Source organism: Bailinhaonella thermotolerans, assembly GCF_003594875.1.
Taxonomy (GTDB): Bacteria; Actinomycetota; Actinomycetes; order Streptosporangiales; family Streptosporangiaceae; genus Bailinhaonella; species Bailinhaonella thermotolerans.
In genome coordinates, this window is record NZ_QZEY01000002.1 from 818,922 (window position 1) to 830,355 (window position 11,434).

General features: G+C 73.4%; 12 protein-coding genes and 1 tRNA gene. 4 read left to right on the plus strand and 9 right to left on the minus strand.

Translation table 11 applies throughout. The features are described 5' to 3' along the window. Positions 1–34: 34 nt before the first annotated feature. Positions 35–1,444, minus strand: a complete 1,410-nt coding sequence (locus tag D5H75_RS08810) for an ATP-binding protein (RefSeq protein ID WP_119925805.1) — start codon at positions 1,442–1,444, stop codon at positions 35–37. Between the two features lie 144 nt (positions 1,445–1,588). Further along, positions 1,589–2,401, minus strand: coding sequence for a GntR family transcriptional regulator (locus D5H75_RS08815; RefSeq protein ID WP_202637940.1), 813 nt, complete (start codon positions 2,399–2,401; stop codon positions 1,589–1,591). 129 nt (positions 2,402–2,530) lie between these two features. Between D5H75_RS08815 and D5H75_RS08820 the strand changes: the two genes are divergently transcribed. Then, complete coding sequence (locus D5H75_RS08820) at positions 2,531–2,944, plus strand: ATP-binding protein (RefSeq protein WP_119925806.1); 414 nt, start codon at positions 2,531–2,533, stop codon at positions 2,942–2,944. A 180-nt stretch (positions 2,945–3,124) separates the two neighbouring features. Here the strand turns inward: D5H75_RS08820 and D5H75_RS08825 are convergent, their stop codons facing one another. Together D5H75_RS08825 and D5H75_RS08830 are read right to left on the minus strand one after the other, a co-directional pair. Then, a complete protein-coding gene (locus D5H75_RS08825) occupies positions 3,125–3,628 on the minus strand; it encodes a DUF1990 family protein (protein WP_119925807.1) in 504 nt (167 codons plus the stop codon). A gap of 204 nt (positions 3,629–3,832) precedes the next feature. Further along, positions 3,833–5,968, minus strand: a complete 2,136-nt coding sequence (locus tag D5H75_RS08830) for a M6 family metalloprotease domain-containing protein (RefSeq protein ID WP_119925808.1) — start codon at positions 5,966–5,968, stop codon at positions 3,833–3,835. Positions 5,969–6,139: 171 nt separating this feature from the next. Between D5H75_RS08830 and D5H75_RS08835 the strand changes: the two genes are divergently transcribed. Next, entirely contained in the window at positions 6,140–7,318 is a 1,179-nt protein-coding gene (locus D5H75_RS08835) for a PucR family transcriptional regulator (protein ID WP_147425093.1), read from the plus strand. A 127-nt stretch (positions 7,319–7,445) separates the two neighbouring features. On the opposite strand, the gene D5H75_RS08840 is transcribed toward D5H75_RS08835, so the two are convergent. Then, a complete protein-coding gene (locus tag D5H75_RS08840; RefSeq protein WP_119925810.1) occupies positions 7,446–7,697 on the minus strand; it encodes a hypothetical protein in 252 nt (83 codons plus the stop codon). 70 nt (positions 7,698–7,767) lie between these two features. On the opposite strand from D5H75_RS08840, the gene D5H75_RS08845 reads away from it, so the two are divergent. Next, positions 7,768–7,840, plus strand: a tRNA-Ala gene (locus tag D5H75_RS08845). A 64-nt stretch (positions 7,841–7,904) separates the two neighbouring features. On the opposite strand, the gene D5H75_RS08850 is transcribed toward D5H75_RS08845, so the two are convergent. The 4 genes from D5H75_RS08850 to D5H75_RS40830 all read right to left on the minus strand — a co-directional run bounded on the left by D5H75_RS08850 (position 7,905) and on the right by D5H75_RS40830 (position 10,665). Continuing rightward, positions 7,905–8,465: an NUDIX domain-containing protein gene (locus D5H75_RS08850; protein ID WP_242454073.1), complete on the minus strand. Its 561-nt coding sequence runs from the start codon at positions 8,463–8,465 to the stop codon at positions 7,905–7,907. 133 nt (positions 8,466–8,598) lie between these two features. Then, complete coding sequence (locus tag D5H75_RS08855) at positions 8,599–9,309, minus strand: S1 family peptidase (protein ID WP_119925811.1); 711 nt, start codon at positions 9,307–9,309, stop codon at positions 8,599–8,601. 25 nt (positions 9,310–9,334) lie between these two features. After that, complete coding sequence (locus D5H75_RS08860; protein ID WP_147425094.1) at positions 9,335–10,039, minus strand: S1 family peptidase; 705 nt, start codon at positions 10,037–10,039, stop codon at positions 9,335–9,337. Between the two features lie 77 nt (positions 10,040–10,116). After that, a complete protein-coding gene (locus tag D5H75_RS40830) occupies positions 10,117–10,665 on the minus strand; it encodes a TetR/AcrR family transcriptional regulator (protein ID WP_242454074.1) in 549 nt (182 codons plus the stop codon). 43 nt (positions 10,666–10,708) lie between these two features. Here D5H75_RS40830 and D5H75_RS40835 point away from each other — a divergent pair, with 43 nt between their 5' ends. Next, positions 10,709–11,314 carry a LysE family translocator gene (locus tag D5H75_RS40835; protein ID WP_202637941.1) on the plus strand — a complete coding sequence of 202 codons (606 nt, stop codon included), beginning with the start codon at positions 10,709–10,711 and terminating at the stop codon, positions 11,312–11,314. The last annotated feature ends 120 nt before the right edge of the window (positions 11,315–11,434 follow it).

The window sequence follows — 11,434 nt, forward strand, 5'->3', positions numbered from 1 at the left end:
GCCTGGCCCCGATTCTTACATCCCCGCCACCCCCTCACCGCCAGGCCGCGAGGAGGTCCGCCGGGCCGTACGCCGCCGGTGGCCCCTGGCACGAGAACCCGCCGCGGGACACCGCGACGAGCGGGAGGGTGTCATCGGTGAGGGCGGCGCGGTGGGTGATGAGTTTCTGGAGGTCGTGGTGGTCGAAGGGGCTCTCCAGCCATTTGATGGAGCCGGCGAAGCGGAGTTCGCGGGCGATCGGGGCGCGGTCCGCGCCGACGATGTCGATCTCGACCGCGTTGCCCCGGGTCCAGTAGGAGCCGATGACCTCGGCGTCGGGGAGGCCGGAGCCCGGGGTCAGCCGCGCCAGCGCCTCACGCACCAGGGGTTCGATCGCGCGGCCCCGCCAGGTGCTCCAGCGTGACGCGATCCTGCGCAGGGTCAGGTCGCCGCGCCGCCGCTCGATCTCCGGGATGTGGGGGCGCAGGAAGTACAGCCAGAACCGGAGGTAGGGGTCGGCGACGCGGTAGCGGCGGTCCTTGGACGAGCGGGTCGACAGCGGGAGTTCGGACGAGACCAAGCCCTTGGCCTCCAGGAGGGCCGTCGCCCGGGTGAGAGTCGTGTGCGCGATGCCCCCGGCCGCCCGCGCGATGTTGACGAAGGTCCGCTCGCCGCTCCCGATCGCCCCGAGGACGTCCCGCGCCATGGCCTCGGTGGGGAACTCCGCCGCCAGCGATCTCTCGCCGGAGACCAGCAGGGCGGACACGGGGTTCGAAAGCGCTTCGTGCAGGAACCGCCAGAGGTCGGCTCCCGGTTCCCACTCCGCGCAGACCAGGGGCAGGCCCCCGGTGACCAGGGCGGCGTCGAAGGCGGCGGCGTCGTCCAGGCCGAGCATGTCCTGGATCTCGGCGGGGTTGAGCGGCCCCACCACCAGCTCGGTCCCCCGCTGGTGGAACGGGCGCTCGTAGCTGTTCAGCGCCTCCATCATCGACAGGTCGGACCCGATGAGGATCAGCAGGACCGGCCGGCGGCTGAGGTAGCGGCCCCAGGCGCGCTGCAGGATGCCCTCGAACGCGTCCACCCGCTCCATCAGGTAGGGGACCTCGTCGATCACCAGCACCGACGGCGCGTCCTCGGGCACGGCCTCGGCCAGCAGTTGCAACGCGCTGTTCCAGTTCCCGGGCGTCGTCTCGGCGAACACCCCGCGCCCGGGGAGGGTCGACTCGGCCACGTCGGCGAGCAGTTGCTCCAGCTCCAGCTCCGCGCTGCCGCGGGCGGAGGTGAAGTACAAGTGCGGCACGCCGCGCCGCAGGATGAACTCCTCGGCGAGCGCGGACTTCCCGATCCGCCTGCGGCCCCGCATCAGGACGCAGCGCCCCGGCCGCGCGGTCCCGATCTCGGCGACCACCCGGTCGAGCAGGCCTCCCAGCACCCCCAGCTCCCGCTCACGCCCGATGAAGTCCACGCGCCCCCCACCCACTAGCGCCAGGAATACTAGCGCGAGGAATACTATCGCCAGCGATACTATCGCCAGCGCTAGTGGGTTGCCCTGCGGAAATCACACCCGAAGTCCGCTCACGCCACTCGGCAAGAGCCGAGCACTTCCGGATCAGAATTCGTCGGCGCCGGCGACCTGGCCTATGGGGAAGATGTGGCGGGATGCGGCGCAGATGGTCTCCAGGGTGTGGATGGGGGTGTCGTCGGCGGAGTAACTGGCCCGCAGGACCTGGACGACCCATTCGCCCGGGGCCAGGGCCAGCGTCTCGGCCTCGGCCTCGGTGGGCGGGCGAGCCGTCAGGTGCTCCTCGGCGTGCCCGAACCGGTGGCCCAGCGCCTCGATGCCCGCCTGAAGCGAGGGACGGACGAAGTCCGGGGCGGCGATCGCGGTGCCGCCGAACAGTTCGAGACGGAAGTAGCTGGTCGCGATGCGGACCGGCACGTCGTCGGCGAGCATGAGCTTGCGGCGCGCGAGCACCTCGGTGTCCGGGTCCACCCGCAGCGCGGACGCGACATGGTCCGCCGCCCGCTCGGGACCGACGTAGAGCATGCGCCGATCGGGCCGGATCCCCTGCCGCTCCGCCTCGGTGAGGAACAGCGAGGCCGACCCGCGCACGGACGGTTCCGTCGGCAGGGCACGCTGGACCACGACCGCCGGCCGGTCCCCGCCTCCCCCGCCGGTCTCGGAAGCCGCCTTCCCTGACGCCGATTTCATCTGGGAGACCCGCCCGGGCGAGACGCCGAGGCGGCGGGCGATCTCGTCCTGCCGCAATCCCGAGGCTCCCGCCTCGGCTATCGCCTCCCGGCGCAGCCGCGCGAGCTCGGTCACCAAACCTTGCTGTTCGGTCAGCATCCGGCTGATCACCCGCGCCCGTTCAACCGGGTCCCTGATCGCGACGATGTCCTGCAGCGCCCTGAGATTCACGCGCTCCACACTCCCACCGGTCGGCCTTCAGACCAACTTTAGCCCCCCTATTGCACGTCACGGAGAGTGGACTTATGCTCGCCGCACAGTGACTTTAGCCCCCATAAAGCCGATCACCGGGAGGCGTCGATGCCCATCTCTCCGCCCAAGGAACACCTCGCTAGTTTTCCCGGCGACCCAGACCAGATCAGGGCGGTACGGCGGTTCGTCGCCGACGCGCTCGGGCCCGGCCACCCCCGAGCGGCCGACGCGATTCTGCTGGTCAGCGAGATCGCCACCAACGCCGTACGCCACACGTCCTCGGCCGGAGCCGCCTTCGACGTCGCCGTCGCTCCCACCCGGGACTCGGCGCGGATCACCGTCCGGGACGCCGGCGGCTCCACCATCCCCTGCGGCTGCAGGATCCGCCGGAACGCCACAGGCGGCAGGGGGCTCGCGCTGGTGGAGACGATCGCGAACAGTTGGGGCTTCACGCGGGCCGGGACCGCCACCGCGGTCTGGTTCGAACTCGCACCGGAGGATGAACGATTCGAGGCTTACTAGCGCCGGCGATAGTAGCGCTGGGAATAGCATCTCCAGCGCTAGTGGGTTTACCTGCAGAAACAAGAGCCCTAGGAACACGCACCTCCGCCGGGCCACGTTCAGCAAGGTAAGGGGGCGAGTGAGGGTGGTGGTTGTGAGGGCTTGGTGGAGGGGGCGGTCTGCTAGCGAGGCCGCCTCGTCTCAGCGGGGTTTGAGGGCGGTGGCGTAGGCGCGGGCGAAGGCCTGCTGGGTGAGGGTGAGGAGGGGGCCGGCCGCGCGGGAGTACCAGCGGGCGGGGCGGGTGAAGGATTTGACCTCGAACCAGAGGTCGCCGCCGCGCACCGTCAGGAGGAAGGACTCCTCGCCCGTCTCCGGGTGGCCGGGGAGGGTTCCGTAGGCGAAGCCGGCGCGCGCCGGTTCCTCGATCGTCCAGACGACCCGGCAGGGGGCCCGGACGGGGCCCAGGTGGGAGATCACCAGGACGCCGGGGGCCGCCCTGGGAGCCGAGAACTCGGGGCACAGCAGGAGGCGGCGGTGCATGCCCCAGGTCAGGAGGCGGCGGGCCGCCTCGCCGAAGCGGGCCGCCGGGCCGAGGCGGGCCCGGTGGCGCAGGTGGCCGTAGCCCGCCGGCAGCGGTCCGGACGCGGTCGCCCCGACCTCGTCGTAGGTGAACGGGGCCTCGCGGTAGCGGTTCAGGACGTCCATCGCCCGGTCGCCTACCCCGTATCTCCGCTTTGTCGCGTCCGCCCCGTACGGCACGCCGCCCCGCGCCGGCCGTACCACGCCCGCGCGCCGTACGCTCGCGCGAGCCGTACACGCTCACGGGGGCCGTGGGCGATCGCGGAGGCCGTGCCGGGGAAGGGGACGGCCCCCGGGGGATGAGGCCGGGGGCCGTGTCTGAGGCGGCTGTCAGAGGCCGAGCATCTGGCAGGTCGCGGTGGAGGTCTTGGTCTTGTCGCTCTCGCTGGTCGCGGTGAGGCGGAGCTTGGCCGTACGGCTGCCGCCGTCGCCCCGGTGCGCGTGGACCGGGACGGTGACGTGCTTGCCGAAGGCCGCGGTGGCCAGCTCGTTCGGGAGCCAGACCTCCCAGCCCCGGCCCTCGATCGAGGCCGACAGGCGGTAGACGTCCTTGCCGACGTAGGCGCTCACGTCCTCGGGGTGGGAACCCCCGGGGGCGGCGGCGCGGCCGGTGTTGAGGAGCGGGAAGCGGCAGGTGGCCCAGCGCTTCGGGGTGGAGACGCCCGCCGCCGGGAGCAGCCGGACGCCGCGCGCCTGGGGACCCGCGCCGTCGAGGGAGCGGATCGCGACGGTGTAGGAGAGGACGCCCTGCTTGTCGCGCTTGAGGTCCAGGACGTAGAAGTGCAGGCGGTTGGCCTGGTCGACGTACTCGTACTCGCTGCCGGAGTTCGCGCCCGCGTGGAAGAGCGCGTCCGAGAGCTGCCGGTAGTCACCGAGGGTGATCTTGACCTCGGTGCCGTCCGGCCGGACGAAGTCGGTCATGCCGATGTCCTGCGGGTTCGCGTCGATCACCCACTCGAACGGCTCCGGCGGCGCCTCCACGTTCTTGGTCTTGGCCAGGAGCACGCCGGAGTCCGCGGTGAACGAGTCGGCGCCCATCCGGTCCACGACCTCGACCGTGTAGTTGTCGTACTTGCCGCCGTCGCAGTACGGGTCCGTCGCCGGCACGCACGCCGGGCTCTTGTCGCCGGTGGTCATCGCCACGTTGACGCCGGACAGGCCGTTCTCGCCGGGCCGCACCGCGCGCGCGGTGACGTCGGCGACCACCAGCCCGGACTCGGCCAGCGCCTCGCGGGACAGCCGCAGCACGTTCTGCTCGTCCACCATCTTGAGCTGGAGCTTGTTGCGCAGCATGTGGTGCGCGCCCATGGACGAGCCCGCGGTGGGCGGGATGAGCCAGCGGCTGTGCGGGCCGCCGGGGCCGTTGAAGGTGCCGCGGCTCAGCATCTCCCACATGCCCGTGTAGTCGCGCCGGGGCGGCACCCCGAACGGGTTGTTGTAGTTGTCGCCGATGCCCAGGATGTGGCTCAGCTCGTGCGCGTACACGCTCTGCCCGGAGCTCTCGGCCTGGATCGACGACTCGCGCGTGGCGTTCGGCCAGATCGAGGAGCCCGACGCCCACGAGGTCCACTCGACGTACCGCGTGCGCACCCAGTTCGGCAGGGCGGGGTCCGGCGGGCCCCAGGGGTCGGTCACGTCCTCCTTCTTCTCGAACTTGATCGGCCCGAACTCCTGCCAGGTGGACGACTCGTCCTGCCCGGCGCTGAGGAAGAAGATGAAGTCGAACTGCCTGGCGGTCTCCTCGCCGACCGCGGCCACCCAGGCGGCGCGGGCGTCGGCGCGGAAGTTCCTGGTGCACGTGTCGCCCGCCGGGCAGCCGGTCCCGGACTGGAACTCCATCGCGTACTCGTGGGACTTGCCGGGCATCTTGTACGGCCCGAAGCCCGTCAGGTCCACGCCGTACCGGCCGCCGGAGTCCTCCATCCACCACTCGTGGATCGTGTGGCCCCGGTTCAGCGGCTGGGGCTTGTTCAGGAAGTCCTGGTAGAACTGCGCGACCTGCTCACGCGGGATGTCGTGCGCCTCGACGCTCGGGTTGCCGAACACCGTGGACCCGGCGGGCTGCGTCACCACGAACGACTGGTTCGGGTAGTCCACCAGCACCAGCGCGCCCTTGAAGTCGCGCACCGATCCGTTCCTGGCGGGGTCGGCCCAGTTCGTGCCCGGCACCTTCTTGTAGTCGGCCCAGGTCATGTGGTCGGGGTTCTTCCAGTTCTGCGGGTCGATCGGCGGCGGGGCCTCCGGCCGGGACAGCACCCCCGCCCGCGCCTCCGCACGCGCCGCGACCTGCTCACGCCCCGGCCCGTCGGTCTGCCAGGGCTGGGTCTTGGGCCAGTGGTCCGCGCGCCAGGGCGGCGGCGGCTCGGGTTCGGCCGACGCGGGCGCCGCGGCCAGCCCGGCGGGCACCAGCGCCACCATCAGCGCGACCATCAATCTCCGGCGCAACCCGGACCTCACCTGGGACATGGCATCACCTCTCGCATCGGCCGCGGCGGCGGCCCCTGGCGCGGACGATAGGTAGCGCGGCGGCGGAGATCTTCGGTCACCTGCGGGAACCCGGACGCGGCCAATTCCTATAAATGTTGAAATCGGCAGGTCCTGGCCCCGAGCCGGGCCCGGGTGTGAAGATTGGTGACCATGGCGGCCGGGTTACAGCGCATCGTGGACGATCTGGCGGTACGGCTGGGCCGCCCGGTCCTGGTCGAGGACCACCGCCAGCGGGTCGTGGCCTACAGCGAGCAGACCGGCCCGATGGACGAGATCCGGCGGAACTCCATCCTGCGCCGCACCACCACGCCCGAGGTGCGCGAGCGGATGCGGGCGGCGGGCATCTTCGGCTCGGCCGACCCCGTGCGCGTGCCCCCCGCGCCGGAGCTGGGCCTGCTGCCGCGCGTCTGCGTGCCTGTGCACCACGGCGGGTCGCTGCTGGGCTTCCTGTGGTTCATCGACGCCGGGCCCGCCATGACCGACGAGAGCGTGGCCTGCGCGGCGGGCTCGGTGCGGCGCCTGGCGCTGGCGCTGCACCACGAGAGCCTGGCCGCCGGGCTGGCCTCCCAGCACGAGCTGGAGGCCGTGCGCGACCTGCTGCTCGCCGACGCCGGACGGGCCGCCGCCGCGTCCCGCGCCCTCATCGAGGCGGGCGGGTTCCCCCAGGCCGGGCCGGTGACGGCCGTCGTGGTCCGCCCGGTGATCCCGCCCGGCGGCGAACCCGACGAGGAGCTGCGCACCGGGGTCGAGGAGGCGCTGCTCGCCGCCCGGCGCGGCGTCGGCGGGGCCCTGCACCTGGTCCGGTACGACCACGGCGTGCTGCTGGTGTCGGACCGCGCCGACCGCGCCCGCGACCTCCTGGCCGCGGCGGGCTCAGGCCGTACCGTGATCGGGGCCGGGGAGCCCCGGGCCGCGCTGGCCTCGGCGGCCGCGTCGTACGCCGAGGCGCTCCAGGCGGCCGAGATCGCCGCGCGCGTGCCCGCGCTGGGGCCGGCCGCCGAGTGGGCCCGCCTCGGCGTCTACCGCCTGCTGGCCGCCCTTCCCGCCACGTCCCCCGGCGACGGCCGCCTCCACCCGGGCCTGGCCCGACTGCTCGCCGACGAGTCCTCCGCCCCGCTCCTGGAGACCCTGGAGGTCTACCTCGACCTGGCCGGCAACGCCCACGCGACCGCCCGCCGCCTGGCCCTGCACCGCACGTCCCTCTACTACCGGCTGCGCCGCGTCGAGGAACTCGCCGACACCGACCTGAAGAACGGCGACGAGCGCCTCGCCCTCCACCTCGGCCTCAAGCTCGCCCGTCTCTCCGGCGCGTACCCGGCCCTCCGCTGACCCGGCGGGCCGTGGGACTCGTGACCCGCCGCGCCCGCCTTCCGCCCGGTACGGCCTGAGCCCGCCTCCGGGCAGGCGCGTACGGCACGGCGGCGCGGGCCCGCCGTGCCGGGGGAACGGGCCTGTCTCAGGCCCGCTCGTCCGGCCGGGTCTCCGTCATCTCGCGGGCGGACGGCCTCATCCGGTCCCGCGCGACCACCGGGGGCTCCGGCTCCGGCAGCCGCTGGGCGCTCCCCGGCGGCGCCGGCTTCGGCCGCCGCGGCTCCCGCACCCCGCCGGGCGGCGGCCCGTCGTCGTCCCGGGGATCCCAGTCCCGGCCCCCGGCGGGCACCGGCTCGCGCCGCCGTACCAACCGTTTCAGCCACTCGATCAGGCTCATACTCCGAGTCTGCGTCCCGCCGATGTCATCCGCGCCCCCGGAGTGGGCTAATATTCATGAGCAAGTTCGCGGGGCTATGGCGCAGTTGGTAGCGCGCCTCCATGGCATGGAGGAGGTCTGGGGTTCGAATCCCCATAGCTCCACAACCCCGAAGACGCCCCTCCGGCCGGAGGGGCGTTTCGCGTTCCCCCACTTCCCGTTCCCGTCTCAGGGCTCGTCCCGCCGCCCGGCGGTGCCGTGTTCGTGCAGGTGGAGCAGGGTGTAGGCGGCCAGGGTCCCGGCGTCGGTGATCTCGGCGGCGCGGATCATGCGCTCGAACTCGCGCCGGGGGACGAACGCCTGCCGCATGTCGCGCTCGGTGTCCTCCCGGTCCGGCTCACCGTGTTCCAGGCCCATCGCGAGGAAGACGTGGAAGCCCTGGCCGGTGACGCCGTGGGCCCCGTGCAGGTAGCCGATCCGGGTCAGCGACGCCGCGCGCAGTCCCGTCTCCTCGGCCAGCTCCGCCCGGGCCAGGTCCTCGGGCGTCCCGGTCCGCCCGGCGGGGAAGCTCCCCTGGGGGAAGCTCCAGGTCCGGCGGCCGATCGGGTACCGGTACTCCTCCACCAGGTGGAACCCGCCGTCCTCGGCCGGGATCACCAGGGCGAAGTCGGGCTTGTCCACCACCCCGTACAGGCCGCGCGACCCGTCGGGGCGTTCGAACCGGTCCTCCCGGACCGTCATCCAGGGGTTCTCGTAGACGGTCCGGGAGGACACTCTCCTGATGTTCAACGTGGCCCTCCTCTCCGTCCGGTGATCGTACGGGGCCGTACGGCGGGCGCGGGAGGCGGGCCGCGTCAGGCGGACGTGGCCGGGGAGGTGGCCGCGGTGAGGCGGTCAGGGTGGGGTGGTCAGGGTGAGGCGGTCAGGAGGTGGTCAGGGTGAGGCCGTAGCGGGAGAGGATGGAGCCGATCGGGATGTAGTAGGAGACTCCGCCGGTGGCGCAGTTCCCGGTCCAGTGGATGAGGACGCCCTGGGCCTGGCCGCCGGAGACGAGCGGGGCGCCGAGTTCGCCGGGCTCGGCGCAGATGGTCGTGCGGATCAGGTTCCGCAGGGTGGTCCCGTCGGGGAACGTGACGACCGCGCCGCGGCTCTGGATGGTGCCGCAGTGCCAGCCCGTGGTGGAGCCGGACTTGCAGGCGGACGCGCCGACCGGGGCGGGGGCGGCCCCGCGGACGGCGGCCAGGGAGCCGTCGTGCCGGTTCACGACGCCGCGCGGGACCCAGGAGGAGTTGACGGCCACGTGGGCGCCGCCGTCGCCGGGCCAGGACGACGCGCGGAAGACGCCCTGGGCGACGCGGTTGTACCCGGAGGTCGCGTCCCCCGCCCTGCCGCAGGGGCTCGCGGTGACGTATCCGCCGCTCACCGCGAACCCGACGACGCAGCGGGCGGAGGAGCCGATGTAGTAGGTGTCGCCGCCCCGGACGTCGTAGACGGCGGCGGCCCCGGGCGCGGGCGGGCCGCCGGGGGCGGAGGGCGCCGCGGCGGCGGGCGCGTGAGGGGCCGCCACGGCGGCGGGCGCGAGGAGGATGGCCGCCCCGAGCAGGGCGGCGATCGCGAGGATTCCGCGGATCATGCGCACTCCTGGTGGTCGGTACGGCTCAGCGGGAGGTGATCAGGCCGACGCCGTGGCGGGCGAGGATCTCGGGGATCGGCAGGTAGAAGGAGGTGCCCCCGGAGGAGCAGTTGCCGCTGGCGGCGATGAGGATGCCCTGGGCCTGGTCGCCGGCGATGAGCGGCGAGCCGATCTCGCCGGGCTCGGCGCAGATGTTGGTGCGGATCAGGCCGTACAGGGTGCCCTGGGGGAAGGTGACGGTGACGTTGCGGGCCTGGATGACGCCGCAGTGCCAGCCGGTGACCGGGCCGGACCGGCAGGCGGCCGAGCCGACGGGCGCGGGGGTGCCGCCGCGGACCGGCGCGGTGGTGCCGTCGTGCCGGTTGACGACGCCGCGCGGGATCCAGGAGGAGTTGACGGCGACGTACGCGCTGCCGGGGTTCGGCCAGGACGAGGAGCGGAAGACGCCCTGCGCGACGCGGTTGTGCCCCTGGGTCACGTCGCCCGCGCGGCCGCACGCCCCGGCGGTGACGTACCCGCCGGTCACCGAGAACCCGATGACGCAGCGGCCGGTGGTGTTGACGAAGAACTGGTCGCCGCCCCGGACGTCGTAGACGGCGGAGGGCGCCGCCGCGCCGGACGGGTGCGGGGCCGCCGCGCCGGAGGTGTGGAGGGTCGTCGCGCCGGCGCCGGGGGACATGAGGGTGGCCGCCCCCAGCAGGACGGCGATCACAAGGAGCCTGCGGATCATTCGCACTCCCGGAGATCAGGGGATTTCCCCCTATCTAAGCCCCGGAACGGCGGGCCGCCTATGGCCCGGGACCGGGTTCAGGGGAGGAGGCGGGACAGGTGGTGCCGCAGGATCTCCCGCTGGCGCGCCGGGGGGAAGCGGCCGGGGTCGGCGGCGGCGAGGGTGGCCACGCCGTCGGTGAGGCTGACCAGGGTCTGGGCCTCCAGGGACGCGTCCAGGGCGGGGTTCAGCTCGGCGATGAGGGACGCGATCCGGTCCTGCCAGGCCCGGTTGCGGTCCACGTGGTCGGGGGCGAGGTCCGGGTCGTGGAGGGCCGCGACCAGGAAGTTGAGCCACACGCGCGTCTCGGCCCGGCGTTCCGCGTCCAGGGGAAGACTCTCCTCCAGCACGTCCGCGAGGCCGTCGCGGGCGCGCACCCGGGCGTCCATGCGCTCGTGCATCCGGGCGCGGGCGAAGGCCAGCATCTCCCGCTTGCCGGCGAAGTAGTGGGTGACCATCCCGGTCGTGCACCCGGCCGCCTCGGCGACCGCGCGCATGGTCAGACCGGCGAAGCCCGCCCGGTCCATCACCTCCCACACCGCCTGGCTCACCCGGCGCCGCCGTTCCTCCGTGTCCACGATCCGCACGAAACACCGCCTTAACATAACAACTGTTACCGTAACGCCTGTTATGGAAATACTACTCTCCTCGGCGGTCTTCGGGATCGCGTACTGTCTTCCCCCCGGTCCGGTGAACACCGAGGCGCTGCGCCTGGGTGTCCAGCACGGTCCCCGGCACGCCTGGAACCTCCTGGTCGGCTCCCTCGCCGGCGACGCCCTGTGGGCCGCGGTGGCGCTCACCGCGGGCTCCCTGCTCGCGTCCTCGGTCCCGCTGCGGATCGTCCTGGGCGTGACCGGCGTGGCGTTCCTGGCCGTCATGGCCTTCTCCGCGGGCCGCGCCGCCCTGCGCCCGGCCCCCGCCGCCGCGCTCGGCGTCCCGCCCTCCCGGGCACTGCGCACGGGCGCGGTCCTGTCCGTTGCGACCCCGCTGGCGCTCCCGTTCTGGCTGGGCGTGTCCGCGCAGCTCCCGGCCGCCGACCCCGTCCGCTCCGCCGTCTTCTTCGCCGGCTTCCTGGCCGGCGCCGTGGCGTACAGCGCGCTCTGGACCCTGCTCACCACCGCCGGCGCGCGCCTGCGATCCCCCGGCCTGCTGCGCGCGATCAACGTGACCGCCTCCGCCGCGCTGTCCTACTTCGCCGTCCGCCTCACCCTCGACACGTGGTCCCTGGTCGCCTGACCCGCGCCCGGCGCCGCCCGCCCCGCCGTACGGCGGGGCGGGCGGCGCGGGTCGGGGGCGCACGGCGGCGGTCCCGGGGCGCGGGGGGATGGTGTGGCTCTAGGCGTGTTCGGGGGGTCC